25 protein-coding genes are annotated in these 23953 nt (G+C 69.4%); 14 read left to right on the forward strand and 11 right to left on the reverse strand.

Annotated elements, in window-relative coordinates:
- Nucleotides 1-153 precede the first annotated feature (153 nt).
- Together CAL11_RS22885 and CAL11_RS22890 are read left to right on the forward strand one after the other, a co-directional pair.
- Nucleotides 154-1155, forward strand: coding sequence for a Bug family tripartite tricarboxylate transporter substrate binding protein (locus CAL11_RS22885; RefSeq protein ID WP_068924590.1), 1002 nt, complete (start codon nt 154-156; stop codon nt 1153-1155).
- 55 nt (nt 1156-1210) lie between these two features.
- On the forward strand, nt 1211-2974 hold the full coding sequence (locus CAL11_RS22890; RefSeq protein ID WP_033467428.1) for an IlvD/Edd family dehydratase: 1764 nt from the start codon (nt 1211-1213) through the stop codon (nt 2972-2974).
- On the opposite strand, the gene CAL11_RS22895 is transcribed toward CAL11_RS22890, so the two are convergent.
- Together CAL11_RS22895 and CAL11_RS22900 are read right to left on the reverse strand one after the other, a co-directional pair.
- Entirely contained in the window at nt 2971-3873 is a 903-nt protein-coding gene (locus tag CAL11_RS22895; RefSeq protein ID WP_033467425.1) for a LysR family transcriptional regulator, read from the reverse strand. The two genes, CAL11_RS22890 and CAL11_RS22895, sit on opposite strands and share 4 nt — an antisense overlap.
- A gap of 137 nt (nt 3874-4010) precedes the next feature.
- Nucleotides 4011-4787 carry an aspartate dehydrogenase gene (locus CAL11_RS22900; protein WP_086094364.1) on the reverse strand — a complete coding sequence of 259 codons (777 nt, stop codon included), beginning with the start codon at nt 4785-4787 and terminating at the stop codon, nt 4011-4013.
- A gap of 133 nt (nt 4788-4920) precedes the next feature.
- On the opposite strand from CAL11_RS22900, the gene CAL11_RS22905 reads away from it, so the two are divergent.
- A complete protein-coding gene (locus tag CAL11_RS22905) occupies nt 4921-5769 on the forward strand; it encodes a VOC family protein (RefSeq protein ID WP_086094365.1) in 849 nt (282 codons plus the stop codon).
- 32 nt (nt 5770-5801) lie between these two features.
- Here the strand turns inward: CAL11_RS22905 and CAL11_RS22910 are convergent, their stop codons facing one another.
- The 3 genes from CAL11_RS22910 to CAL11_RS22920 form a co-directional block, all read right to left on the reverse strand.
- A complete protein-coding gene (locus tag CAL11_RS22910; protein ID WP_068924586.1) occupies nt 5802-6476 on the reverse strand; it encodes a GntR family transcriptional regulator in 675 nt (224 codons plus the stop codon).
- Nucleotides 6477-6560: 84 nt separating this feature from the next.
- On the reverse strand, nt 6561-7553 hold the full coding sequence (locus CAL11_RS22915; RefSeq protein ID WP_086094366.1) for a tripartite tricarboxylate transporter substrate binding protein: 993 nt from the start codon (nt 7551-7553) through the stop codon (nt 6561-6563).
- A 72-nt stretch (nt 7554-7625) separates the two neighbouring features.
- Entirely contained in the window at nt 7626-8999 is a 1374-nt protein-coding gene (locus CAL11_RS22920) for an NAD(P)/FAD-dependent oxidoreductase (protein ID WP_086094367.1), read from the reverse strand.
- A 250-nt stretch (nt 9000-9249) separates the two neighbouring features.
- Here CAL11_RS22920 and CAL11_RS22925 point away from each other — a divergent pair, with 250 nt between their 5' ends.
- Both CAL11_RS22925 and rimO read left to right on the forward strand, forming a co-directional pair.
- The gene (locus CAL11_RS22925) at nt 9250-9441 is read left to right on the forward strand and encodes a 4-oxalocrotonate tautomerase (protein WP_015064697.1); all 192 of its coding nucleotides are present in this window, start codon (nt 9250-9252) and stop codon (nt 9439-9441) included.
- 106 nt (nt 9442-9547) lie between these two features.
- A complete protein-coding gene (rimO, locus tag CAL11_RS22930) occupies nt 9548-10867 on the forward strand; it encodes a 30S ribosomal protein S12 methylthiotransferase RimO (RefSeq protein ID WP_015064698.1) in 1320 nt (439 codons plus the stop codon).
- A 70-nt stretch (nt 10868-10937) separates the two neighbouring features.
- Here rimO and CAL11_RS22935 read toward each other — a convergent pair whose 3' ends face one another.
- Nucleotides 10938-11480, reverse strand: a complete 543-nt coding sequence (locus CAL11_RS22935; RefSeq protein WP_033448365.1) for a ferritin-like domain-containing protein — start codon at nt 11478-11480, stop codon at nt 10938-10940.
- A 208-nt stretch (nt 11481-11688) separates the two neighbouring features.
- Between CAL11_RS22935 and CAL11_RS22940 the strand changes: the two genes are divergently transcribed.
- Genes CAL11_RS22940 through CAL11_RS22955 form a run of 4 tightly spaced genes read left to right on the forward strand, consistent with a single transcriptional unit; the run spans nt 11689 to nt 14161 of the window.
- Nucleotides 11689-12276, forward strand: coding sequence for a TIGR00730 family Rossman fold protein (locus CAL11_RS22940; RefSeq protein WP_033467412.1), 588 nt, complete (start codon nt 11689-11691; stop codon nt 12274-12276).
- 6 nt (nt 12277-12282) lie between these two features.
- Complete coding sequence (locus CAL11_RS22945; RefSeq protein ID WP_033467409.1) at nt 12283-12885, forward strand: hypothetical protein; 603 nt, start codon at nt 12283-12285, stop codon at nt 12883-12885.
- On the forward strand, nt 12882-13538 hold the full coding sequence (locus CAL11_RS22950) for an HAD hydrolase-like protein (protein WP_086094368.1): 657 nt from the start codon (nt 12882-12884) through the stop codon (nt 13536-13538). Before CAL11_RS22945 ends, CAL11_RS22950 begins: the two co-directional genes overlap by 4 nt.
- Nucleotides 13535-14161 carry a pyridoxamine 5'-phosphate oxidase family protein gene (locus CAL11_RS22955; protein ID WP_033467403.1) on the forward strand — a complete coding sequence of 209 codons (627 nt, stop codon included), beginning with the start codon at nt 13535-13537 and terminating at the stop codon, nt 14159-14161. The genes CAL11_RS22950 and CAL11_RS22955 overlap by 4 nt, the downstream gene beginning before the upstream one ends.
- A 22-nt stretch (nt 14162-14183) precedes the next feature.
- Here the strand turns inward: CAL11_RS22955 and fmt are convergent, their stop codons facing one another.
- The 3 genes from fmt to kynU form a co-directional block, all read right to left on the reverse strand.
- Nucleotides 14184-15122: a methionyl-tRNA formyltransferase gene (gene fmt / locus CAL11_RS22960; protein WP_086094369.1), complete on the reverse strand. Its 939-nt coding sequence runs from the start codon at nt 15120-15122 to the stop codon at nt 14184-14186.
- Between the two features lie 65 nt (nt 15123-15187).
- Nucleotides 15188-15700: a peptide deformylase gene (gene def / locus CAL11_RS22965; protein WP_068924580.1), complete on the reverse strand. Its 513-nt coding sequence runs from the start codon at nt 15698-15700 to the stop codon at nt 15188-15190.
- Nucleotides 15701-15800: 100 nt separating this feature from the next.
- On the reverse strand, nt 15801-17051 hold the full coding sequence (gene kynU / locus CAL11_RS22970; RefSeq protein WP_086094370.1) for a kynureninase: 1251 nt from the start codon (nt 17049-17051) through the stop codon (nt 15801-15803).
- A 137-nt stretch (nt 17052-17188) separates the two neighbouring features.
- Here kynU and CAL11_RS22975 point away from each other — a divergent pair, with 137 nt between their 5' ends.
- From CAL11_RS22975 to CAL11_RS22990, 4 genes are all read left to right on the forward strand, one after another.
- Nucleotides 17189-17674 (forward strand): Lrp/AsnC family transcriptional regulator, encoded by a 486-nt coding sequence (locus tag CAL11_RS22975; protein WP_033467391.1) that lies wholly within the window; start codon nt 17189-17191, stop codon nt 17672-17674.
- A 100-nt stretch (nt 17675-17774) separates the two neighbouring features.
- Nucleotides 17775-18887, forward strand: coding sequence for a DNA-processing protein DprA (dprA, locus tag CAL11_RS22980; protein ID WP_086094371.1), 1113 nt, complete (start codon nt 17775-17777; stop codon nt 18885-18887).
- 117 nt (nt 18888-19004) lie between these two features.
- The gene (locus CAL11_RS22985; protein ID WP_003807291.1) at nt 19005-19913 is read left to right on the forward strand and encodes a hydroxymethylglutaryl-CoA lyase; all 909 of its coding nucleotides are present in this window, start codon (nt 19005-19007) and stop codon (nt 19911-19913) included.
- Between the two features lie 141 nt (nt 19914-20054).
- Entirely contained in the window at nt 20055-20531 is a 477-nt protein-coding gene (locus CAL11_RS22990) for a membrane protein (protein WP_033467385.1), read from the forward strand.
- Nucleotides 20532-20565: 34 nt separating this feature from the next.
- On the opposite strand, the gene CAL11_RS22995 is transcribed toward CAL11_RS22990, so the two are convergent.
- Together CAL11_RS22995 and CAL11_RS23000 are read right to left on the reverse strand one after the other, a co-directional pair.
- Nucleotides 20566-21582: an amino acid ABC transporter substrate-binding protein gene (locus CAL11_RS22995; RefSeq protein WP_033467382.1), complete on the reverse strand. Its 1017-nt coding sequence runs from the start codon at nt 21580-21582 to the stop codon at nt 20566-20568.
- 113 nt (nt 21583-21695) lie between these two features.
- Nucleotides 21696-22937 (reverse strand): PLP-dependent aminotransferase family protein, encoded by a 1242-nt coding sequence (locus CAL11_RS23000; protein WP_033467379.1) that lies wholly within the window; start codon nt 22935-22937, stop codon nt 21696-21698.
- 221 nt (nt 22938-23158) lie between these two features.
- Between CAL11_RS23000 and CAL11_RS23005 the strand changes: the two genes are divergently transcribed.
- Nucleotides 23159-23938 carry a YggS family pyridoxal phosphate-dependent enzyme gene (locus CAL11_RS23005; protein WP_086094372.1) on the forward strand — a complete coding sequence of 260 codons (780 nt, stop codon included), beginning with the start codon at nt 23159-23161 and terminating at the stop codon, nt 23936-23938.
- The last annotated feature ends 15 nt before the right edge of the window (nt 23939-23953 follow it).

The following is a 23953-nucleotide window of genomic DNA, read 5'->3' on the forward strand; positions in this document are numbered from 1 at the left end:
TCGGCGCCGGCCGCGCGTCAATAATGAATCCGGACCGACCTGCCAGGAAGCAGGACGTCCCGCCCAGCGCCCGCCGCGCGGGCCCGCCGGCCCACCATGAGCCGGGCCGGCGCGGCGGCGCTGGAACCCATACCTACACACGGAGACACAACCATGCCCCGGATCGCTTCCGCGCCGCGCAGACGCCTGCTGGCCACGGCCGCCGCCCTGACCCTGGCCGCCCTGCCGCTGACCGCCCCCCTGGCCGGCGACTATCCCGACCGCCCCTTGAAACTGGTGGTGCCCTACCCACCCGGCGGCGCGACCGACGTGGTCGGCCGCGTCCTGGCCATGAAACTGGGCGACGAACTGAAGCAGCAAGTGGTGGTGGAGAACCGCGGCGGCGCTGGCGGCAACCTGGGCGCCGACGCCGTGGCGCGCGCCGAGCCCGACGGCTACACGCTGCTGATGGGCGCCATCACGTCGCATTCCATCATGGCCACGCTGGAGAAAAAACGCATTTCGTACGACCTGATGGGCGACCTCACGCCGGTCGCGACCATCGCCGCCGTGCCGCTGGTATTCGTCGTCAATCCCCAGTTGCCGGTCAAGAACCTCTCCGAGCTGATCGCCTACGCCAAGGCCAACCCCGGCAAGCTGACCTACGCGTCGTCGGGCGCCGGCGCTCCGCAGCGCATGGCGGCCGAACTGTTCAAGCGCCAGGCCGGCGTGGACATCCTGCACGTGCCCTACCGCGGCAGCGGCCCGGCCATGACCGACCTGGTCGGCGGCCAGGTGCTGACCATGGTGGAAACGGTGCCGGCCGCGCTTCCGTTCATCAAGAGCGGGCAATTGCGCGCGCTGGCCGTGACCACGCCGGAACGCATCTCCATGCTGCCCGACACGCCCACCGCGGCCGAGGCGGGCCTGCCGAACTTCACCGTGGCTTCGATGTTCGGCGTCCTGGCCCCGGCCAAGACGCCCAAGCCCGTCATCGACAAGCTGAATGCCGCCCTGTCGCGCGTCCTGGTCGAGCCCGACGCCAAGGAAAAGCTGTTGCAGCAAGGCGCCTACGCGGTGGCGCCGGCCTCGGCCGACGCGGCGCGGCAACGCCTGCAGGCCGAGGTCGACCAGTGGGCCAAGGTCATCGCCGACGCCAACATCACCGTGGACTGAGCGCCGCCGGCGCCGGCCACCTCGCATCACCCGTTTCAACGCCAGAAGGAAATCCATGTCTTCGAAGTCCTGTCCCCCCAACGATGATGATCCGGCCAGCGGCATGCGCAAGGGCCTGACCAGCTACGGCGATACGGGGTTCTCGCTGTTCCTGCGCAAGGCCTTCATCAAAGGCGCGGGGCTCACGGACGAGGCGCTGGAGCGCCCCATCATCGGCATCGCCAACACCGGCAGCGGCTACAACCCCTGCCATGGCAACATGCCGCAACTGGTGGAGGCGGTAAAGCGCGGCGTGATGCTGGCCGGCGGACTGCCGGTGGAGTTTCCCACCATCTCGGTGCACGAGAGCTTTTCCTCGCCCACCAGCATGTTCCTGCGCAACCTCATGTCGATGGACACCGAGGAAATGGTGCGCGCGCAGCCGATGGACGCGGTGGTGCTGATCGGCGGCTGCGACAAGACGGTGCCCGCGCAGCTGATGGGCGCGGCCTCGGCCGGCGTGCCGGCCATCCAGCTGGTGACCGGCTCGATGCTGACCGGCTCGCACCGCGGCGAGCGCGTCGGCGCCTGCACCGACTGCCGGCGCTTCTGGGCGCGCTATCGCGCCGAGGAGATCGACGACGTGGAGGTCGCCGACGTCAACAACCAGCTGGTGGCCAGCGTGGGCACCTGCTCGGTGATGGGCACCGCCAGCACCATGGCATGCATCGCCGAGGCGCTGGGCATGTCGGTGCCGGGCGGCGCCACGCCGCCGGCCGTCACCGCCGACCGCATCCGGATCGCCGAACGCACCGGCGCGCAGGCCGTCGCGATGATAGGCCGCGGCCTGACGCCCGAGCGCATCCTCACGGCCAAGTCGTTCGAGAACGCCCTGCGCGTGCTGCTGGCCATCGGCGGCTCGACCAACGGCATCGTGCACCTGACGGCCATCGCCGGCCGCCTGGGCATCCGCCTGGACATGGAGGCGTTCGACCGCATCGGCAAGGAAACGCCGGTGCTGGTCGACCTCAAGCCGTCCGGCCAGCACTACATGGAGGACTTCCACAAGGCGGGCGGGCTGCGCACGCTGCTGCGCGAGCTGCGGCCGCTGCTGCACCTGGACGCGATGACGGTGACCGGCCGCACCCTGGGCGAGGAGCTCGACGCCGCGCCGCCGCCCTTTGCCCAGGACGTGGTGCGCCCGTTCGACCGGCCCGTGTACGCGCAAGGCGGCATCGCGGTGTTGCGCGGCAACCTGGCGCCGGGCGGCGCCATCATCAAGCAATCGGCCGCCACCGCCGGACTCATGGAGCGCGAAGGCCGCGCCGTCGTCTTCGAGGACCTGGAGGACCTGGCCAGGCGCTTGGACGACGAATCGCTCGACATCCACGCCGACGATTTCATGGTGCTCAAGCACATCGGGCCGGTCGGCGCGCCGGGCATGCCCGAGGCCGGCTACATGCCCATCCCCAGGAAACTGGCGCGCGCCGGCGTCAAGGACATGGTGCGCATCTCCGACGGCCGCATGAGCGGCACGGCGTCGGGCACCATCGTGCTGCACATCACCCCGGAATCGGCCATAGGCGGGCCGCTGGCGCTGGTGCGCACGGGCGACCGCATCCGGCTGAGCGTCAGCCGCCGCGAACTCGCATTGCTGGTCGACGACGCCGAACTGGCCCGCCGCCAGGCCGGCTGGCGCCCGCGACCGGCCAGCGCGGCCGACGAGCGCGGCTATCGCAAGCTGTTCCTGGACACGGTCACCCAGGCCGACCAGGGCTGCGATTTCGACTTCCTGCGCAGCCCGCGCGACAACGGCAGCACCCCGGTGGGCAAGCCCTAGTCGGCGGCCTGGCCCGCCCGCGGCGCGCCCGGGCCGAACACGGCCCGGGCCTGCTCGAGAAAACTGTCGGCCAGCGCGCGGCGCGCGCCGCGCGCCTGCCACACCAGCCCGACGCGCCGCACCGGCGCGCGGCCCGGCAACGGGATGCGGGTCAAGGCATAGCGCGAGGACCACAGCGAAGACCAGTCCGGCAACAGCGCCACCCCCAGGCCCTGGTCGACCAGGGCCGCCACGCCCAGCAGGCTGTCCATCTCCAGGCGCTGGTGCGGCACGATGCCATGGTCGCGCAGGTAGCGGTCGGCCAGTTGTCCACCGAGCACGGAGCGGTCGTAGCGGATGAAGGGCTGCGTGCGCAGCAGTTCGTGCGCGTCGCGCTTTTCCATGGCGGCCGGCGCCACCACCACCAGCGGCTCGTCCATGATGCCCTGCCAGCGCACGGCCTTGCCCATGGCGTACTGCGGCTCGACCACGATGGCGGCATCGAGGTCGCCGGCCTCGACGCCACGGCACAGTTCTATCGACGAACCCGGCATGACGAACACCGACAGGCTGGGATGACGGTCGTAGACCCGCTTGAGCACCGGCGGCAGCACGCTGGTCATGGCGGACACGAACACGCCCAGGCGCAGTTCGCCGTACGTCGCGCCGTCCTCGGCCAGGGCGGCCAGGTCGCGCGCGTCGCGCAGCAGCGCCCTGGCGCGCTCCAGGATGCGCACGCCGGCCTCGGTGGGCCGCACCGAACGCCCCGCGCGCTTGATCAGCGACAGGCCCAGGGTCTCTTCGAGCGCCTTGATGCGCGCGGCCACGGCCGTGGGCGTCAGGTCCAGGCGGCGCGCAGCCTGCGCGAACGATCCGCTTTCGGTGACCGTGACGAAACTTTGCAGATATCGGGTGTCCATGCTGGTCTCGCGCGCTGGTGGAACACGGCAACGCGGGCCGCGCGGAACTGGCGCGGCCCGATCCTGAAAAATTTTGCGCTTCGATAGTAGCAGGACGGGATTTTTCTTCGGTGTCGAGGCCCGCTGCGCCCGCCGCGTCAGGACAGAGCGAGAAAACCCGAGCCCAGCGCCGCCTGGGCCAGGCTGCCGGCCACGATGCGCGACGACGGCGACGATTCGGCAATCCGCAGGCCGCTGACGCGCGCGTGGAAATCGCCGAACTCGCCCCGCACGAGCAGTTCGTGGACGTTGGCCGTCGCATCGGGATCGATCAGCATCTCGACCCGCGTACGGTCAAAGCCGATGCCGGCCAGCGCGATCGTGCCGGTCAGGTTGGCGTTCTTGGGAAACCGGGCCACGGCCTCGCGCGCCGAGCCCGCGAACGCCAGCCCGCGCTCCGGCAGCGGCCCGCTTACATAGCGCTGCAACGCCACCGGCGGCATGGTGCCCCGATACAGGACTTCCGCCACGCCCACGTGCCGGGCGGCGGCCAGGCCGTCGATGCCCACCATGGCGCCGCTGGGAATGCGGATGCGCGCGCCGGCGGCTGCCGCGGTGTCGAGCAGCATGCCGCGCAGCGCGTCATCGGCCAGGGCGCCGACCGACGCCGGCACCAGGTCCACCCCTGCGGCCAGGACGGCCTGGGCATATTGCGCCAGCGCGGCCTGGCCCGCGCATTCGACCACCACCTCGGGCCGTCGCGCCAGCAATGCCTCCCAACTGGCGTGGCAGGGCAGCTCGCCGCGCGCGCGCGCCGGGTCGCGCACCAGGCAGCCTACGATCTCCACGGGCCGCGACTGGCGGGCCAGATGGCCGGCCATCGCATTGGCCAGCACGCCGCATCCCACGATACCCACGCGCAACGGTGCATTCATTGTCGATTTTCCTCGCTGGATCGCCGCCGGCGCCGCGCCGCGGCTCATTCGCAAAATTAGTATACGATACTATTCAATAGTATAATCTTTGCCACACAGACGGGCAGCCGCCCGCGCATGAACAGGAGTGGAGATGACCGCCAGAGTCGGTAGAGTTGATCATCCGGTCGTAGCCGTGCACGACCTGGAGCAAACCAGCCAGCAATACAGGAAGCTGGGGTTCGTGGTGCCGCCCAGCGGCAAACACCAGGAATGGGGCACCGAGAACCTGTGCATCATGTTCCCCGGCGACTATCTCGAAATCCGCGGCATCGGCGACCCGAACAAGTTCCTGGCGGGCGTGGACAAATTCCTCGCCAAGGGCGAAGGCCTGTACAGCGTGGCGTTCAATGCAGCCTCGGCCCGGGAAAGCTACCAGGCCGGTCTCGCGGCCGGACTGGAGATCGAACCGCCGCGCCACCTGAACCGCAAGCTGGTGCTGGAAGACCGCACGCTGGACCTGCACTTCGAGACGGTCATGCTGGGGCACGACCTGTATCCCGGCCTGACGCACGCCAATCTGTGCCAGCACCTCACGGCCGACACGCTGCGCCAGCCCGGCTGGACCGACCACCCCAACGGCGTGCTGGCGTTCGGGCGCCTGGTGGGCGTGGTGTCCGATTTCGACGCGGCCGCGGCCGCCTATACCCGGCTGATCGGGGCGCGGAACGTCACGCGCGGGGCCGCCAATATCCTGCTCGACTTCGGCGAAGGCGCCGACATCGAACTGATCGGCCCGGCCGAGGCGCAACGCCGCGGCGATGCCCAGCCGCAGCTCGGCGACGCCTACCTGGCCTCGGCCACCTTGCTGGTCAAGGATGCGGCCGCCACGGCCGCCCTGTTCGAAGCCAATGGCGTGCGCTTTGCCCGCCAGCCCGGCGGCGAACTGAAAGTCGACCCCGCCGACGCCTGCGGCGCGCACCTGTATTTCAAGCAGGCCTGAACCCGCATCCGGCGCCCGGCCCAGGCCGGGCGCTAGGCCTTGCGGAAATACGCCTGGACCTCGCGCTGGGTGTGCTCGATGTGCTTGCGCAGCAGGGCCACGGCGCGCGCGGCGTTGCCTTCCTCGCAGGCCGCGAGGATCTTCAGGTGTTCCTGGTGCGAACGATCATGCCCGGCGGCCTCGGTCACGCGCAGCCGCATCAGCTTGCCCATGTGATCGCGCACCGACCGGATCATGGCCAGCAGGCGCGGCCGGTTGGCCGGCGCATACAGGCAATCGTGGAACTGCGCGTTCAGCTCGCTCCACTCGGGCGCGTTCTCGCGCTTGCTGTAGGCGTCGAGCAGGCGACGCGCCTGCGCCAGGTCGGACGGCGCCATGTTGGGCACCGCCAGCTCCAGCGCCCGGCACTCGATGGCCAGGCGCAGGTCCAGCATCTCGACATAATCGGCCGCGGTCAGCACCGCGACCGTCGCCCCGGCGTTGGGCGTGAAGACCACCAGGCCCTCCGACTGCAGGCGCACCAGGGCTTCGCGGACCGGGATCTTGCTGATGCCCAGATCGGCCGCCACCTCGTCCTGGCGGATCGGCGCCCCCTCGGCCAGGCTGCCGTCGAGAATGCGCTTGCGCAGCTCGCCATACGCGCGCTCGGTGGCTGTACCGGCAACTTTTCTCTGAGCGGTTTCGGGCATGGGGGCGACCAGGTTCATGACGAAGGGGATTCTAACAACAGCCCGCCTGGCCGGCGGCGGCGCCGGCCGCCATCGGCCCGGCGCCGCCGTCGTGTCCATCGCTCAATTCGCGCTCAGGCTGGCATTGCCGATCAACGTCTTCTGGGCGGCCAGGTCGGACTGCACGAAAGCCGTGAACTCGTCCACCGTGTTGGCCTGGAACGCATCGGCGCCCAGTTCCGTCATGCGGGCCTGGACGCGCGCATCGGCCATCACCTTGTTGACCGCCTGGTTCAGCCCGGCCACCGCCTGCGCCGGCGTGCCCGCCGCGACGAACAAGCCCAGCCAGGTGCCATGCGAATAGCCCGGCACGCCGGCCTCGGCCACCGTGGGCACGTCGGGCAGGGCGCCGATGCGCTTGTCGCCCGACACCGCCAGGGCATGGAAGCGGCCGCCGTTGACATGCGGAATGGCCGACGCCGCGCCGGAGAACATCGACTCCACGTGTCCGGCCATGACGTCGGTTTCAGCCAGGCTGCTACCCTTGTACGGCACATGCAGCATCCGCACCTTGGCCTGGCGCATCAACAGTTCCATGGACAAATGGTTGCTCGACCCGACTCCGCCCGAGCCATAGGTCAGCTTGCCGTCGGCCTTGCGCGCGCCGTCCAGCAGCTCGGCCAGCGAACGGTACTTGCTGTTGGCCGAGACCACCAGCACATTGGGCAGGCTGGTCACACGCGCCACCGGCGCGAAATCCTGGATGGAATACGAGAGCTCGGGCGAGATCAGCGTGTTGGTGATCAGGCCGGGCGGCGACAGCAGCACCGTGGCGCCGTCCTTGGCCGAGCGCGCCACCGCGGTGGCGCCGATCGCGCCGTTCGCGCCGGCCCGGTTCTCGACGATGACCGATCGATTGAGCGACTGCCCCAGCTGCTCGGCCAGGATCCGCGCGATCACGTCGGTGTAGCCGCCCGCGGAAAAGCCCACGATCAGCCGGATGGGCCGCTTGTCCGCGGACTCGTCGGCATGAGCCGCCGCGCCGGCCAGCAGGCACCCGGCCAGCGCCGCCGCCAGCAGCGTGCGGCGCCTGTTTTCCCTTGCATGTCGTTTCATTTTTATTACCCCCGGTACTGCGTTGAAGAAGTGTCATGCGCAGAGGGCCGCGCAGGCGCGCGGCCGCCCCGGCTACATCGCCAGCCTGTCCTGCAGCCGCTTGTAGCGGGTCGCGGCGGCGACCCCCAGATGACGGAAAGCATGCAGGCGCACCGATCGCAGATCGCTGACCGGCACCGACAGCGATTCGGCCGGCGCGCCCAGCACCCGCTCGGCCAGCTCGATGCCCAGCGCGGTCGAAATGGCAATGCCGCGGCCGTTGCAACCCAACGAAACATGCATGCCCGCGGCAGGCTCGTGCACATGCGGCAGGTGATCGGTGGTGACCGCGAAGTAGCCGCTCCAGTGGTACTCCCAGTCCAGCTTGCCCAGATGCGCGAACAGTTCCGCGCCCGCGCGGTGCAGGAACGGCACGATGCGCGCGTGCTCCAGGCCCGCGGTCGCGCCAGCGCCTCCCATGACCAGGCGGCCATCCGGAGACAGCCGGAAGGACGTCAGCAACTGGCGCGTATCGCTGGACACATGCCCCTGCGGCAGGATCTCGCGGCGCATCGCCTCGGGCAGCACACGCGTGGCGACCTGCGCCGTGCGCACCGGCACGATGGACGTGCGCAGGCCCGGCACCAGCCGATCGGCATAACCGCCGGTGGCCACGATCACGCTGGGCGCTCTGACCTGGCCAGCCTGGCAGCGGGCCAGCCATTGCCCGGCTTCGCGGCGCAATTCCTCGGCACGCGCGCCGCCGAAGATCGTCGCGCCCAGCGACAGGGCCACGCGCGCCAGCCCGCGCGCGTAGGCCAGGGGCTGCACATGGCCGCCGCGCGGGTCCAGCCAGCCCAGCCGATAGCGCGACGTGCCCAGCAGACGCGCCAGTTCGTCCGCCTGCAGCATGCGCGTGGCCACGCCACGTTCGCCCCAGGCCTGGCAGCGGCGCTCGACGGCGCGCAGCCCGCTGCGGGTGAACGCAGGCTGGATCCAGCCCTTGTTGCCGGCGGCGCAATCGATACCGAATTCGTCGATCAGCCTGAATACGACGCCCGGCGCCTCGCTGCCGAAGCGCACCAGCCGGCGGCCGGCCTCGCCCGGGTAGAGCGTCTCGATCACCTCGGGGTCCTGCTTCAGGCCGGCGATCACCTGTCCGTTGTTGCGCCCCGATGCCCCCCAGCCGGGCTCGGCCGCGTCCAGCACGATCACCCGCCGGCCTTCGCGGCACAGGCGTATGGCCGCCGACAGGCCGGTGAACCCGGCGCCGATGATCAGCACGTCGGCGGCATGGCGCCCGTCCAGGGACGAGAGCGCCGGCGCCGCCGGCGCGGTGGCCGCCCACAGCGAATCGGGCAACCGCAAGGGTTCGCCCAGCAGTCGGTCGGGATTCATCGCGCCCGCGCCCTCGCCGGCGCGCCGCACGCGCGGGTTTGCCGCGGCGCGCTGCGCCGGGCGGTCCATCCGTGTTTCGTCTTGCTGTCAGCCATGATGCCCGAGTGGTCCATGCGAGGCGCCTTGCGCAACGCGCGGCGCCCGCTATCCGTATGCGTTGTCATACGTATACGTGAATCTTATATCGTATACGAATATCCGCGCTGCTGGTGAAATCCCTAGGCCGGCACGATACCATGAATGTATATTATTTTATATAATCGTATACGAACATGGCGACCGGACGCCCCTGCCCGGCCACCCTACATGGATCCCGAACATGCCCACCGTACGCGTCGAACTCTCCCCCGGCCGCAGCGCCGAACAGAAAACCCGCTATATGCAGGAAGTCACGCGCCTGACGGTGGAAATCCTCAAGTGTCCGGTCGAGAGCGTGGATGTCATCTTCATCGAAATCCCGCCGACCGACTGGGCCCACGGCGGAAAGTTCTACGCCCAGCCTCCGGCTTGAGCATCGTCGCGGCCCGTCCCGGGCCGCGACCGCCGCGACCGCGCCGCGCCACGGTAAAATCGACGGTTTTCGACCGTGGCGCGGTCGCGCCCATCGAGGTTTTCCCATGTCTTCCCCCAAAGTCGGCTTCGTCAGCCTCGGCTGTCCCAAGGCCCTGGTCGATTCCGAACGCATCCTGACCCAGCTTCGCACCGAGGGCTACGAGGTCACGCCCGAATACAACGACGCCGATGTCGTCGTGGTCAACACCTGTGGCTTCATCGACAGCGCCAAGGCCGAATCGCTCGAAGCGATCGGCGAGGCCATCGCCGAGAACGGCAAGGTCATCGTGACCGGCTGCATGGGCGTGGAAGAATCCGTCATCCGGCAGGTGCACCCCAGCGTGCTGGCCGTGACCGGACCGCAGCAGTACGAGGAAGTGGTGCGCGCGGTGCACGGCGTGGCGCCGCCCCGCCAGGACCACAACCCGTACCTGGACCTGGTCCCGCCGCAAGGCGTCAAGCTGACGCCGCGCCATTATGCCTACCTGAAGATTTCCGAAGGCTGCAACCATCGCTGCAGCTTCTGCATCATCCCCTCCATGCGCGGCGACCTGGTGAGCCGGCCGGTGGGCGACGTGCTCAGCGAGGCCGAGCGGCTGGTCCGGGCCGGCGTCAAGGAACTGCTGGTCATCTCGCAGGACACCAGCGCCTATGGCGTGGACATCAAATACCGCAGCGGCTTCTGGAATGGCCGGCCGGTCAAGACGCGCATGACCGAGCTGTGCGCCGCGCTGTCCGAGCTGGGCGTGTGGACCCGCCTGCATTACGTCTATCCGTATCCGCACGTGGACGAAGTGATCGGCCTGATGGCCGACGGCAAGGTGCTGCCCTATCTGGACATCCCGTTCCAGCATGCCAGCCCGCGCATCCTGCGCGCCATGAAGCGCCCGGCGTTCGAGGACAAGACGCTGGCGCGCATCAAGCGCTGGCGCGAGGAGTGCCCCGACCTGACGCTGCGCTCGACGTTCATCGTGGGCTTTCCGGGCGAGACCGAGGAAGACTTCCAGTACCTGCTGGACTGGATGAGCGAAGCCCAGCTCGACCGCGTCGGCTGTTTCCAGTACTCGCCGGTCGAAGGCGCGCCGGCCAATGCGCTGGACAACCCCGTGCCGGACGAAGTCAAGCAGGAGCGCTGGGAGCGCTTCATGGAACACCAGCAGGCCATCTCGACCGCGCGCCTGAGCACGCGGGTGGGCCGGGAGATCGACGTGCTGATCGACAGCGTGGACGAGGAAGGCGCGGTCGGCCGCTCCAGCGCCGACGCGCCGGAGATCGACGGCTGTGTCTACGTCGACAGCGAGCAGCCGCTGAAGGCCGGCGACATGGTGCGCGTGCGCGTCACCGACTCCGACGAGTACGACCTCTGGGGCGAACGGATCGCCTGATCGAAAGCACAGGTGCCTGTCCCCGCCGGGACAGGCACCGAATCAACACGGCACCGCCTTCATGGCGGGATCACAGAAGGTCCGACAGGTCGTCGGCGTGCTCCTCTTCCATGGCGAGGATGTCCTCGAGCAGCCGGCGCGTGGTCGGGTCGGCCTCGCCGACATAGTCGACCATCTGGCGATAGCTGTCGATCGCGATGCGTTCGGCGATGAGGTTCTCCTTGATCATGTCCTTCAGATCCTTGCCTTCCACGTATTCGGCGTGGCTGCGGTCGAGCAGGCCGACCGGCGAGAAATTGGGTTCGCCGCCGAGCTGCACGATGCGTTCGGCCAGGCGGTCGGCGTGGCCCTGCTCCTGGGCGGCATGTTCGGCGAACTCGGCGGCAACCGGCTCGGCGCTCAAGCCGCGCGCCATGAAGGCATGGCGCTTGTAGCGCAGCCAACAGACCACTTCGGTGGCCAGGGCCTCGTTGAGCAGGCGCAGCACGGTCGCGCGGTCGGCGCGGTATCCCTCGGTCACGGCGCCGGACTCGATATCGCGGCGCGCCTTGGCCCGGATGGCTTGCACATCCACGGCGAATGCGCCGCGTGGTTGGGTGGCTGACTGTTCCATATCGCTGGCTCCCAAAAACAGAAGACAAAACGACGCTGTATGTTCAAGCGCCCCTCTCGATCCAGTGTACAGACCTGGACGCGCCGCGCTGTGTCAAGACATTGCCCGTGGGCACCCGCGACGGCCCCCGCCCCAGTTTGCGTAAACTAGGGCCTGGCCCGCGCTCGCGATGCAACTGGTAACGAGCGCATGGACTCTCGAACGAGTTATGAAAATTCAGAACATCTGTGTGTACTGCGGCTCGAACAGCGGCCGCCAACCCGAGTACATCGAGCAGGCGCAAGGCTTCGCACGCGAGCTGGTCAAGCGCGGCCTGGGACTGGTGTATGGCGGAGCCAGCGTCGGCATCATGGGCGCGGTGGCCGATACCGTGATGGCCGAAGGCGGCCGGGTCATCGGCATCATTCCCGAGGCGCTGATGAAAAAGGAGCTGGCGCACCGCGGCCTGACCGAGCTGCATGTGGTGCAGTCGATGCACGAGCGCAAGACGCTGATGGCGCAGAAAGCCGACGGTTTCGTCGCCCTGCCCGGCGGCGCCGGCACGCTGGAAGAGATTTTCGAAATCTGGACCTGGGCGCAGTTGGGCATGCACCAGAAGCCATGCGGCCTGCTCAACATCGCCGGCTATTACGACCTGCTGGGTCAGTTCCTGAATCACACGGTGGATGAAGCCTTCATGCGCCCGCAACATCGCGCCATGCTTGCCATCGACCACGACCCGGCAGCCCTGTTGGACCACTTCGCCAGCTACGTCGCGCCCACGGTTTCCAAGTGGATCGCGCCGGGCGAACACTGACCCGCGATGACCCACGCCATGCCGACCCAACCCGCTGCCCCACGCACCACGGCCAGCCTGCTGCGCGACTACTTCCGCGCCAAGGACGAAAACCGGCCGCTGTACATGGCCCGCGCCTTCGCGCCCGACGCAGTGCTGAAGATGGCGCTGCGTACACAGGCCATCGCCTTTCCGCCCGAGTCGCACGGATTGGCGGCCATCGCCGACACGCTGTCGCGCAAGTTCGGCCAGACCTACGACAACGTCTACACCTTCTACCTGTCGCATCCGGGCGAGCACGCCGTGCTGCCCGAGTTCTCGTGCGACTGGATGGTGGGCATGACGGACAAGGCCAGCGGCGAGGTCCGCGTGGGCTGTGGCAGCTATGACTGGGTGTTCCAGGCCGAGCCGCACCTGGTCAAGCGCCTGACCATCACCATCGAATCGATGCTGACGCTGCCCGCCGATACGGCCGGCCCCGTGTTCGGCTGGCTGACCGCGCTGCCCTACCCGTGGACCGACGCGCAGCGCGTGGTGGCCAGCGCGCCGCCCATCGAGAGCCTGGCGCCGATCATGTACTGGCTGCGCCGCGACGTGCGCCGCGCCGATCCCACCGGCGGCATGGCATGAAATACCGGCTGGCCGCGTTCGATTTCGATGGCACGCTGGCCGATACCCTGCCCTGGTTCGAGTCCGTCATGGACGGGGTGGCCGACAAGTACGGATTCCGCAAGGCCAGCGCCGCCGACAAGGCGCAGCTGCGCCACCGCAGCACGCGCGAGATCATGGCGTTCCTGGAAGTGCCGCCATGGAAGCTGCCGGCCATCATGGCCCATGTGCGCCAGCTGATGCGCGAGATCGACCCGGCGGTGCGCATGTTCGCCGGCGTCCCGGGCGCGCTCGCGCAACTGAAGGCGGCCGGCCTGCGGCTGGCCGTGTGCAGCTCGAACTCGCTCGACAACGTGCGCCGTGTGCTCGGCCCGCAGACCGGCGCGCTGATCGACGACTACGAATGCGGCGCCGACCTGTTCGGCAAGCCGGCCAAGCTGGCGCGCCTGATGGCCCGCCACGGCGTGGAACGGACCCGGTGCATCCTGATCGGCGACGAAATGCGCGACATCGACGCCGCGCGCAAGGCCGGCGTGATGGCCGGCTCGGTGGCCTGGGGCTACAACCACGTCGACGCGCTGCGCGCCCACGCCCCCGACGAAGTCTTCGAGCAGGTGGCCGATCTGACCGCCGTGCTCGCGCCCGGTTTTCCCAACATTGCACCGACGCCATGAGCTCCGATCCCACGCATCGCATCACCGACCTCGACACCCTGCAGGCCCGCTACGGCACGCCGGCCCCGAACTCGCTGACCAAGGAAGTCGATTACCTGCATCCCCATTACCGCGCCTTCGTCGAAGCGGCGCCGTTCGTGGTGCTGGCCACCAGCGGCCCGCAGGGGCTGGACGCCTCGCCGCGCGGCGACGGCCCGGGCTTCGTCGTCATCGAGGACGACCGCACGCTGCTGCTGCCGGACAGGCGCGGCAACAACCGCATCGACAGCCTGCGCAACATCGTGGCCGATCCGCGTGTCGCCCTGCTGTTCCTGGTGCCGGGGGTGGGCGAGACGCTGCGCGTGAACGGCCAGGCAGAGATCAGCGTCGAACCGGCGCTGCTGGCGCGCTTCGCGGTCGACGGCAAGCCGCCGCGCAGCGTGCTGCGCGTGCGCGTGGAAACGGTGTTCTTCCAGTGTTCGCGCGCCATCGTGCGGTCGGCCCTGTGGGACCCCGATGCCCGGGTGGACCGCGCCAGCCTGCCCAGCGCCGGCCAGATTCTCGGCGCGCTGAGCGCCGGGACGCTCGATGGCGAGCGCTACGACCGCGAACTGCCCGAACGCGTGCGCGCGACGCTGTACTAGCAGGCTTGCGGCGGCGGGCGCCTCAGGGCTGCCAGCCGCGCACGAAGATGTCTACCGGCTGGCGCTTGCCGCCGGCCTTCTGCAATTCCAGCAGGCGCAGCACGCCCTGCCCGGCAGCGATATCGATGCCTTGCGCATCGGCGCGCAGCACGGTCCCGGGCGCGCCGCCGGCGGCCTGCTCCAGCGCCTGGGCGCGCCATACCTTGACCGGATCGTCCAGGCCGGGCAGGCGGATGGTCGCCCCCGGCACGGGGTTGAAAGCGCGCACGCGACGCGCCAGCACGGCGGCCGGCAGGCGGCAATCGAGCGCCGCCTCGGCCTTGTCCAGCTTGGCCGCGTAGGTCACGCCTGCGTCGGGCTGGCGGCGCGGCGCCAAGCCGCCCTGGGCCAGCGCGGCCAGCGCGTCGACGATGGCCTGCCCGCCCACGCGGGCCAGTTCGTCGTGCAATTGCGCGGCGGTCTGCTGCGCGCCGATGGGCACGGCGCGCTGCAGCAGCATGTCGCCGGTATCCAGGCCCGCGTCCATCTGCATGATGGTCACGCCCGTCTCGGCGTCGCCCGCCTCGATGGCGCGCTGGATGGGCGCCGCGCCGCGCCAGCGCGGCAACAGGCTGGCGTGGATGTTCAGGCAGCCCAGGCGCGGCAGGTCCAGCGTCCATTGCGGCAGGATCAGGCCGTAGGCGGCCACCACCATGACATCCGGCGCCACGCGTTCCAGTTGGGCGCGCGCGGCGGCCGCCTCGTCCGGATAGCGGCCGTCGAGCCGCAGGCTGCGGGGCTGGGCGACCTCGATGCCGGCGGCCAGGGCCGCCTGCTTGACCGGGCTGGGCGTCAATTTCAAGCCGCGGCCGGCCGGGCGGTCGGGCTGGGTCAGCACCAGCGGCACGTCGTGGCCGGCGGCAAGCAGCGCATCGAGCGCGATACGGGCGAATTCGGGAGTGCCGGCGAAAACAAGGCGCATGGGACGGTCGGAAACGGGTCAGGGCGCGGCGCGCGCGCCGCGGACATCAAGCGCGGGCGCGCCGCCTAGGCGCGCTCGGCCTCGCGCTCGGCCTTCTTGAGCTTGGTCTTGATGCGGTTCTGCTTGAGGTTGGACAGGTATTCGACGAACACCTTGCCATCGAGATGGTCGATCTCGTGCTGCACGCACACGGCCAGCAGGCCGTCGGCCTCGAACTCGTAGGGCTGGCCTTGCTGGTCCAGCGCCTTGCAGCGGATGCGCGCGGCGCGCTCGACCTCGTCGTAGATGCCGGGCACCGACAGACAGCCTTCCTCGTAGGTCTGGCGTTCGTCGCTCTTCCAGGTGATCTCGGGGTTGATCAGCACGCGCAGGTCGTTGCCCTCTTCCGAGACATCGATCACCACGACGCGCTCGTGCACGTCGACCTGCGTGGCCGCCAGCCCGACGCCCGGCGCGTCGTACATGGTGTCGGCCATGTCGCGAACCAGCTGCCGGATGCGGTCGTCCACTACCGCGACCGGCTTGGCCTTCTTGTGCAGGCGCGGGTCGGGATAACGAAGGATGGAAAGCAGAGCCATGAAGGATCAAGTGCCAAAGTCTATGTATGCAGACTCATATCATAATTCATTAGAGACTTGATTTCTAATAGGTTTCTCCTAAACCGGGGATATGCCGGCTTCAGGTCACGGCGGCGCGCTCGCGGTATCGGGGATGGTCCCAGGCGCGGGTGTCCAGCACCTCCCTGAGGATTTCGACGGCATCCCAGATATCGGCGTGGCTCAGGTACAGCGGCGTAAGCCCGAAACGCAGCAGCTCGGGTTCGCGGTAGTCGCCGATGACTCCGCGCGCGATCAGCGCCTGCATCACGGCGTAGCCGTGCGGGTGCAGGAAGCTGACATGGCTGCCGCGCCGCGCATGCTCGCGCGGCGTGGCCAGGGTCAGGGGATGGTCGGCGCAGCGGCTTTCCACCAGCGCGATGAACAGGTCGCCCAGCGCCAGGGATTTGGCGCGCACCTGCGCGATATCGGCCCGCAGGGCGATATCCAGGCCGCATTCCGCGGTGGCCAGCGAGACAATCGGCTGGGTGCCGCACAGATAGCGGCGAATGCCTTGCGCGGGCACGTAGGTGTCGGCCATTTCGAACGGCTGGCGGTGCCCCCACCAGCCCGACAGCGGCTGCCAGAAGTCGTCGCGATGGCGCGGCGCGACCCAGATGAAGGCCGGCGAGCCCGGGCCGCCATTGAGGTACTTGTAGGTGCAGCCCACGGCGAAGTCCGCGCCATCGGCGTCCAGCGCCACCGGCACGGCGCCGGCGGCGTGCGCCAGGTCCCAGATGATGAGCGCGCCGCGCGCGTGCGCCTGCCGCGAGACGGCGGCCATGTCGTGCATGGCGCCGGTGCGGTAGTTCACGTGCGAGAGCAGCGCCACGGCCACGTCGTCGTCCAGCGCCTGCTCCAGCGGCAGCCCGGCGTCGACCAGGCGCAGTTCGTAGCCCTGCCGCAGCAGGTCTATCATGCCCTGGATCATGTACAGGTCGGTGGGGAAGTTGTCGCGCTCGGACACGATCACCTTGCGCCGCGGCGCGGCGCGTTGCGCCAGCCGCAAGGCGGCGGCCAGCGCCTTGAAAATGTTCAGCGAGGTGCTGTCGGTCATGACGACCTCGTCCTGCCCTGCGCCGAGCAGCCCGGCCAGCTTGTTGCCCAGCCGCGCCGGCAGCTCGAACCAGCCGGCGGTGTTCCAGCTGCGGATCAGGCCCTGGCCCCATTCCTGGCCGATGACCTGCGCGGCGCGCGCCGCCGCCGCCCGGGGCAGCGCGCCCAGCGAATTGCCGTCCAGGTAGATCAGGCCGGCAGGCAGTTCGAACTCGTCCCTGAAGGCGGCCAGCGGATCGCCGCGGTCGGCCTCCAGGCAAGCCTGGCGCGTCGTCATTGCGTTCTTCCCGATACTTGAAATATCAAATATGGTAGCAGCGGGCGGCCCGCCATTGATTGCAAAATCGCCATGGCGGCGGGGCCGATTTGCACGAATATGCGAACCAACTCGAACAGCACGAAAGAAAATTGCTCATGCAACTGGACGCCATCGATCACCGCATCCTCGACATCCTGCAGGCGGAAGGCCGCCTGAGCAACCAGGACCTGGCCGACCGGGTCGCGCTGTCGCCGTCGGCCTGCCTGCGGCGCGTGCGCGCCCTGGAAGACGGCGGCGTCATCCAGGGCTACCGGGCGGTGCTGGACCCGCGCCGCCTGGGCCTGGACTTCGAGGCCATCGTGCACGTCTCGCTGGACCAATCCCAGGCGGGCTGGCACGAGGCCTTCGTCGCCCGCCTGGCCGGGCTGGACGAAGTGCGCCAGGCCAGCATCGTGACAGGCTCGTCGAACTATGTGCTGCAGGTGCGCACGCGCGACCTGGCGGCGTTCTCGGCCTTCGTGGTGGACAAGCTCAACGGCATCGCCGGCGTGCGCGAGATCCACTCGCACATCGTCATGCGCAAGGTGAAGGATTGCGGCGGCGTGCTGCCCATGGGCCCGGCCGGCCAAGCCGGGCCATAGCGGCCCGGCAGCAGCCGGGCGTGGCGGCAAAGTCGCGCCCGCGTCCGCGCGGACCGCGCCCGCATGCGACACTACGGCTGTCCGATTTCTTTCCCACGCCATGCCGCTCACGCACACCCGTGCCGAACTCTCCGCCTGGCTGCGCCTGTCGCAGGAACCCGGCGTCGGTCCCGCCGCCGCCTATGCGCTGCTGGCCGCGCTGGGCATGCCCGAGCAGATCTACGCCCAAGGCAGCGCCACGCTGGCGCGCCACGTGCCGCAGGACGTCGCGCGCCAGCTGCGCGCGCCGCTGTCCGACGAGGCGGCGGCGCTGATCGAACAATCGCTGCAATGGGCCGAGCAACCCGGCCACCACATCCTGACCCTGGCCGACCCCGCCTATCCGCAACAGCTGCTGACCATCGCCGACCCGCCGATCCTGCTGTACGTCAACGGCGACCCCGCCTGCCTGCGCCGGCCGGCCATGGCGGTGGTGGGCGCGCGCAACGCCACCCCCGGCGGACAGGACAACGCGCGCGCCTTTGCGCGCCACCTGGCCGGCCAGGGCTGGTGCATCGTCAGCGGCCTGGCCCTGGGCATCGACGCGGCGGCGCATGAAGGCGCGCTGCTGGCCGGCGCGCAGGGCGCCGGCACCGTGGCCGTGATGGGCACCGGCATCGACCGCATCTACCCCGCCGCGCACCGCGACCTGGCGCACCGCATCGCCCAGCACGGCGCGCTGGTCAGCGAGCTGCCCCTGGGCACGGGCGCCCAGCGCCACCATTTCCCGCGCCGCAACCGCCTGGTGGCGGGCCTGGCGCGCGGCGTCCTGGTCGTCGAGGCGGCACGCCAGAGCGGCTCGCTGATCACCGCGCGGCTGGCCGGCGAAAGCGGCCGCGAAGTGTTCGCCATCCCCGGCTCCATCCACTCGCCCCTGTCGCGCGGCTGCCATGCCCTGATCCGCCAGGGAGCCAAACTGGTCGAAACCGCGCAGGACATTGCCGACGAACTGGGCGGGGCGGGCCCGGCAGCGGCGACGCGCGCCGCCCCGCCGGCCGGCTTGGCGCCGCCCCATCCCCTGCTCGATGCGCTGGGCTTCGACCCCCTGCACCTGGACGCGCTGCAAGCCCGCACCGGCATGGACGCCGCCGCCCTGAATGCCCAGTTGCTGGAGCTGGAACTCGATGGCCGCGTCGCGCGCGTCGAAGGCGGCCGGTTCCAGCGCCTGCGCTAGCGGCCGCGCCGCCCCGCGGGCGAGGCGGCGCCCGCCTCGCGGAACGTACTAATATTGTTCATTGAGCGCGAATCACGGCCGCCCGCGCGGGCAGCCGCCCCATCCACAGGAACAGCCATGTCCCAGCCCAGCCGCGTCAAGATCGTCGAAGTCTCGCCCCGCGATGGCTTGCAGAACGAAAAGGAGTTCATCGCCACCGACATCAAGGTGGAACTGGTCGACCGCCTGAGCGCGGCCGGCTTCCAGAATGTCGAGGCCGCCTCGTTCGTATCGCCCAAGTGGGTGCCACAGATGGCCGACGGCGCCGAGGTGATGGCGCGCATCGCGCGCCGGCCGGGCACGATTTATTCGGTGCTGACGCCCAACATGAAAGGGCTGGAAGGCGCCCTGGCCGCGCGCGCCGACGAGATCGTGATTTTCGGCGCGGCCAGCGAGGCGTTTTCGCAGAAGAACATCAACTGTTCGATCGCCGAATCCATCGCGCGCTTCGAGCCGGTGGCCGCCGCCGCCAGGCAGGCCGGCGTGCGGGTGCGCGGCAGCATCAGCTGCGCGCTGGGCTGCCCCTATCAGGGCGAGGTGCCGGTCGAAGCCGTGGTGGACGTGGCCCGGCGCTTCCTGGCGCTGGGCTGCGATGAAATCGACGTCGCCGACACCATAGGCGTGGGCACGCCGCGCCGGGTGCGCGAAGTCATGGACGCCGTCACGCGCGTGGTCGACCCGGCGCGGGTCTCGGGCCATTTCCACGACACCTACGGCCAGGCGCTGGCCAATATCCTGGCGGCCCTGGAGACCGGCATCGCCATCTTCCATGCATCGGCATCGGGCCTGGGCGGATGTCCCTACGCCAAGGGCGCGACCGGCAACGTCGCCACCGAGGACGTGCTATACATGCTGCGCGGCCTGGACATCGAAACGGGCATCGATTTCGACGCCGTGGTCGATATCGGCCAGTGGATTTCAGGCCACCTGCAGCGCAAGGGCTCCAGCCGCGCCGGCAACGCCGTGGCGGCCAAGCGCGCGGCCTGAGCCAGGGACCAGGCCGCGTAGAATGCACGACCCGCAGGAGCACCCGCACAGGCCCCGCGCCGGAGCTTCGCGGCAACGACGCCAGGGCGCCCATACGCCCTCCTCATGCTACGCGGCCTCGCCGCATCGCCCGTTCCATTCATGAACAATCTCTTCGCCGCACCGACCCCGGAAGAACACGCCGCCTTGCTGCAGGAAATCGGCCCGTTGCCGCTGTCCGGACAGGCCTGGCCCGACTGGGTGCGCATCCTGGCCTGGATCGTGCTGGCCGTGATCGGCGTGCAGATCGTGACGACCGCCATCCGCCTGCCTCCCGGGCAGGTCAACCCCGTGCTGGCCGGCACCATCATCCTGTGCTTCCTCGGCCTGGCGCTGGTGTCGTGGCACATGCAGATTTCGGTCACCCGCATCGACGAATCGGGCCTGCGCCAGACCTGGATCACCCGGCGCGAAGTCGCCTGGCAGGACATCCAGTTCGCCAAGTTCGTGCCCTTGCTGTTTTCCAAGCGGCTGGTGGTCTTCACCCGCCGCGGCCGCCCCATCGTGTTCCAGGGCGGCACCCGCGACCTGCAGGTCGCGTTCGCCAAGATTTCGCTGCTGTATCGCCGCAAGCGCTGAGGCGGCGGCCCGCCACGGGCCGCCGGGCGATGCGTCAGCGGATCGGCAGCGCGTACATCAGGCCGCCCTGGGTCCATTGCGCGTTCAGGCCGCGCCGGATCTTCAGCGGGCTGTCCTGGCCGACGTTGCGCTCGAAGCTCTCGCCGTAGTTGCCGACCTGCTTGATGATGTTGTAGGCCCACTTTTCATCCAGGCCCAGGTTGGCGCCGGCGCCCGGCGTCACGCCCAGGATGCGGCGGATGTTGGGGTTTTCGCTCTTGAGCTGCTCGTCCACATTGGCCGTGGTCACGCCATACTCCTCGGCCTCGATCATGGCCGACAGCGACCAGCGCACGACATTGAGCCAAGCGTCGTCGCCCTGGCGCACGAAGGGGCCAAGGGGCTCTTTCGAGATGATTTCCGGCAGCACGACGTAGTCATCGGGCTTCTCGAGCCGCGAGATGCGGATCGACGCCAGGCCCGACGCATCGGTGCTGAACACGTCGCAGCGTCCCGAGGCGAAGGCATTGACCACTTCGTTGAAGGTCTCGATCACCACCGGCTTGTAGCTGACCTGGTTGGCGCGCGCCCAGTCGGCCAGCGTATTCTCGTTGGACGTGCCGGTCTGCAGACAGATGGTGGCGCCGTTGAGCTCCTTCGCGCTCTTGACGCCGAGCGACTTGGGCACCATGAAGCCCTGGCCGTCGTAGAAATTGATGCCGGCGTGGATGATGCCCAGCGCGGTGTCGCGTTGCTGCGTCACCGTCGTGTTGCGGGTCAGCACGTCCACTTCGCCCGATTGCAGGGCGGTGAAGCGCTGCTGCGAGTTCAGCGGCACGACCTTGATCTTGCTGGCGTCGCCGAACACCGCCGCGGCGACGGCGCGGCACAGGTCGACGTCCAGGCCGCGCCAGGTGCCCTGCTTGTCGGGCGCCGAGAAGCCGGCGAAACCGGTCGTGGTGCCGCACACCACCGTGCCGCGCTTTTTCACCACATCCAGCGTGGCGCCCTGCGCGCCGGCCACCATGCCGGCCAGCAGCGCGGCCGCGGCCAATCCTTGTGCGATCTTCATGTTCCTGCCCTCCGTTGCGTTGCGGCGCTCCCGGCGCCGGCCAAACCCGCAAGATTACCCAGCCCGGCAGGCACCGGCAAATAACCGGGCGTTCGAACCATATGCCCGCGGCCTCAGGCCGCCAGCGAAATCGATACCGGCGCGTTGGCCTCGCAGGCCTGCAGCGCGCGGCCCAGGCGCATGATGCCCTGCGCGATCTGCGCCTCGTTCATGGTGGCGAACGACATGCGCAAGGCATTGAGATCGGCCTGGGCCGGGTCGGCGTAGAACGCCTTGCCCGGCACATAGACGACTTCGTGTTCGATAGCGTAGGGCAGCAGGCGCGTCGCGTCGACCGCGCCGTTCAGGCGCGCCCAGAAGAACATGCCTCCCTCGGGCTTGCGAAACACGACCCGCTCGCCCAGTTCGCGCTCCAGCGCCGCGGCCATGGCGTCGCAACGCGCGCCATAGGCGGCGCGAATGCGCGGCACATGCTGCGCATAGCGGCCGTCGGCCAGGTACTGGGCCACCATTTCCTGGGTCCAGGCCGAGCAGGCCATATCGTCGGCCGCCTTGGCCCCGACCACGCGGCGGCGCACCTCGGCAGGCGCCACCACCCAGCCGATGCGCAGCGCCGGCGCCATGGTCTTGGACATGCTGGAGATATACACGGCCCAATGGCGCGCCTGCCCCTCGGCCAGGGCCGCGATGGGCGGGACCGTCTCGCCGGCAAAGCGCAGTTCGCCATAAGGGTCGTCCTCGACGATCAGGAACCGATGCCTGACCGCCAGCTCCAGCAGCCTGAGGCGGCGTTCGCGGCTGATCGTGGCCCCGCATGGATTGGAGAACGAGGCCACCACGCAGACCATCTTGGGACGCACCCGCGCGGCCAGCGCATCGAGCGCATCGAGATCGATGCCGCTCGGCCCGGACGGCACCGTATGCACCGTGGCGCCGGTGTAGCGCAACGCCTGCACCGAATTGGGAAAGGCCGGCGTCTCGATGACGGCGGCGTCGCCCGGCTGCAGCATCACCCGGGCCAGCAGCGCCAGCGCCTGCTGCGACCCGCCCGTGACCGCCAGCTCGGTGTCGGCGTCGCAGTGCAGGCCGCGTCCGGCGCTCAGGCGCGCCAGCTCGTGCCGCAGGCTGGCCTGCCCGTCGATGTTCGAATACTGCAGGCAGGCGCCCAGGCGCTCGAGCACCTGGCGCGCGGCGGCCGCCAGCCCCTCGACGTCGAACAGTTCCTGGGCCGGGTAGCCTCCCGCCAGCGAAATGGTGCCCGGCCGCATGGCATAGGGCATGAGCGAGCGGATCGGCGAGGCGGGCGGATGCTGGAAAGGCGTGGCAAACGCGTAATCGGGCGCGGCGAGGGGCATGGGAAGCGGAGGCGGAAAGGGTAAGGAAGGCGTGGCGCCGGGCAGGCAGACGGCGGGCCGCTCAGAATGTTGAAATCTAAACGAATACCCGACGATTCTAAGAGGGGGACAAAGCAGGGTCAACGCGCGCCGGCCCGGGTGCGGCATCGGCGCAACCCGCGCGGCGCGGCCCCGCAGCGCCGCGCGCGGCCAAGCCCTAAACTATGGGTGCTTTGGATGACATGGCCGCGGACCGCCGCGGCGCATACGAGAGATACCGCATGACAGAAGTAGATTCGATGCCGCACCGGCTGGCTGCCATCCAGGCCCGCATCAGGGCCGCCTGTGAACGCAGCGCGCGCGCGCCGGAAAGCGTGGCGCTGCTGCCGGTAAGCAAGACCTTTCCCGTCGAGGCAATCCGGCAGGCCGCGGCGCTGGGCCTGCGGCGTTTCGGCGAGAACAAGACCCAGGAAATCCGCCACAAGGCGCCGGAGCTGGCCGACCTGGACCTGCAATGGGTCATGATCGGGCACCTGCAGACCAACAAGGCCAAGGACGTGGCGCGCGATGTCGCCGAAGTCCAGTCGCTGGACCGGCTCGAACTGGCCGACGCGCTGCAGCGCCGCCTGGAAATGGAGGCCCGTTCCCTCGACGTGCTGGTACAGGTGAAAACCTCGCCCGAACCCAGCAAATACGGACTGGCGCCCGAACTGCTGTCCGGCTTCCTGCGCACGCTGGTCAGCGACTTCCCGGCCTTGCGGGTGCAAGGCCTGATGACCATGGCCGTCAACGACGAGGATCCGCAAGCCGTGCGCGCGTGCTTTCGCCTGTTGCGCGAGCTGCGCGACCGCGCGCGCGACAGCGTGCCCGGGGTGGCGCTCGATCGCCTGTCCATGGGCATGAGCGGCGACTTCGAAATCGCCATCGAGGAAGGCTCCACCGAAATCCGTATCGGCAGCGCGCTGTTCGGCGCCCGGCAGGCCCCCTCTCCCCCTGCGAGCCTGTCGCCGGACGGGCGCTGACAGCCGCGGCGAGGT

This window comes from Bordetella genomosp. 6, from assembly GCF_002119705.1.
GTDB classification, from domain to species: Bacteria; Pseudomonadota; Gammaproteobacteria; order Burkholderiales; family Burkholderiaceae_B; genus Bordetella; species Bordetella bronchiseptica_F.

Excerpts from the sequence above, each read along its gene's own strand:
- CAL11_RS22885 (WP_068924590.1), top strand. The coding sequence starts at position 154 with ATGCCCCGGATCGCTTCCGCGCCGCGCAGACGCCTGCTGGCCACGGCC.
- CAL11_RS22890 (WP_033467428.1), top strand. The coding sequence starts at position 1,211 with ATGTCTTCGAAGTCCTGTCCCCCCAACGATGATGATCCGGCCAGCGGC.
- CAL11_RS22895 (WP_033467425.1), bottom strand. The coding sequence starts at position 3,873 with ATGGACACCCGATATCTGCAAAGTTTCGTCACGGTCACCGAAAGCGGA.
- CAL11_RS22900 (WP_086094364.1), bottom strand. The coding sequence starts at position 4,787 with ATGAATGCACCGTTGCGCGTGGGTATCGTGGGATGCGGCGTGCTGGCC.
- CAL11_RS22905 (WP_086094365.1), top strand. The coding sequence starts at position 4,921 with ATGACCGCCAGAGTCGGTAGAGTTGATCATCCGGTCGTAGCCGTGCAC.
- CAL11_RS22910 (WP_068924586.1), bottom strand. The coding sequence starts at position 6,476 with ATGAACCTGGTCGCCCCCATGCCCGAAACCGCTCAGAGAAAAGTTGCC.
- CAL11_RS22915 (WP_086094366.1), bottom strand. The coding sequence starts at position 7,553 with ATGAAACGACATGCAAGGGAAAACAGGCGCCGCACGCTGCTGGCGGCG.
- CAL11_RS22920 (WP_086094367.1), bottom strand. The coding sequence starts at position 8,999 with ATGGACCGCCCGGCGCAGCGCGCCGCGGCAAACCCGCGCGTGCGGCGC.
- CAL11_RS22925 (WP_015064697.1), top strand. The coding sequence starts at position 9,250 with ATGCCCACCGTACGCGTCGAACTCTCCCCCGGCCGCAGCGCCGAACAG.
- rimO (WP_015064698.1), top strand. The coding sequence starts at position 9,548 with ATGTCTTCCCCCAAAGTCGGCTTCGTCAGCCTCGGCTGTCCCAAGGCC.
- CAL11_RS22935 (WP_033448365.1), bottom strand. The coding sequence starts at position 11,480 with ATGGAACAGTCAGCCACCCAACCACGCGGCGCATTCGCCGTGGATGTG.
- CAL11_RS22940 (WP_033467412.1), top strand. The coding sequence starts at position 11,689 with ATGAAAATTCAGAACATCTGTGTGTACTGCGGCTCGAACAGCGGCCGC.
- CAL11_RS22945 (WP_033467409.1), top strand. The coding sequence starts at position 12,283 with ATGACCCACGCCATGCCGACCCAACCCGCTGCCCCACGCACCACGGCC.
- CAL11_RS22950 (WP_086094368.1), top strand. The coding sequence starts at position 12,882 with ATGAAATACCGGCTGGCCGCGTTCGATTTCGATGGCACGCTGGCCGAT.
- CAL11_RS22955 (WP_033467403.1), top strand. The coding sequence starts at position 13,535 with ATGAGCTCCGATCCCACGCATCGCATCACCGACCTCGACACCCTGCAG.
- fmt (WP_086094369.1), bottom strand. The coding sequence starts at position 15,122 with ATGCGCCTTGTTTTCGCCGGCACTCCCGAATTCGCCCGTATCGCGCTC.
- def (WP_068924580.1), bottom strand. The coding sequence starts at position 15,700 with ATGGCTCTGCTTTCCATCCTTCGTTATCCCGACCCGCGCCTGCACAAG.
- kynU (WP_086094370.1), bottom strand. The coding sequence starts at position 17,051 with ATGACGACGCGCCAGGCTTGCCTGGAGGCCGACCGCGGCGATCCGCTG.
- CAL11_RS22975 (WP_033467391.1), top strand. The coding sequence starts at position 17,189 with ATGCAACTGGACGCCATCGATCACCGCATCCTCGACATCCTGCAGGCG.
- dprA (WP_086094371.1), top strand. The coding sequence starts at position 17,775 with ATGCCGCTCACGCACACCCGTGCCGAACTCTCCGCCTGGCTGCGCCTG.
- CAL11_RS22985 (WP_003807291.1), top strand. The coding sequence starts at position 19,005 with ATGTCCCAGCCCAGCCGCGTCAAGATCGTCGAAGTCTCGCCCCGCGAT.
- CAL11_RS22990 (WP_033467385.1), top strand. The coding sequence starts at position 20,055 with ATGAACAATCTCTTCGCCGCACCGACCCCGGAAGAACACGCCGCCTTG.
- CAL11_RS22995 (WP_033467382.1), bottom strand. The coding sequence starts at position 21,582 with ATGAAGATCGCACAAGGATTGGCCGCGGCCGCGCTGCTGGCCGGCATG.
- CAL11_RS23000 (WP_033467379.1), bottom strand. The coding sequence starts at position 22,937 with ATGCCCCTCGCCGCGCCCGATTACGCGTTTGCCACGCCTTTCCAGCAT.
- CAL11_RS23005 (WP_086094372.1), top strand. The coding sequence starts at position 23,159 with ATGGCCGCGGACCGCCGCGGCGCATACGAGAGATACCGCATGACAGAA.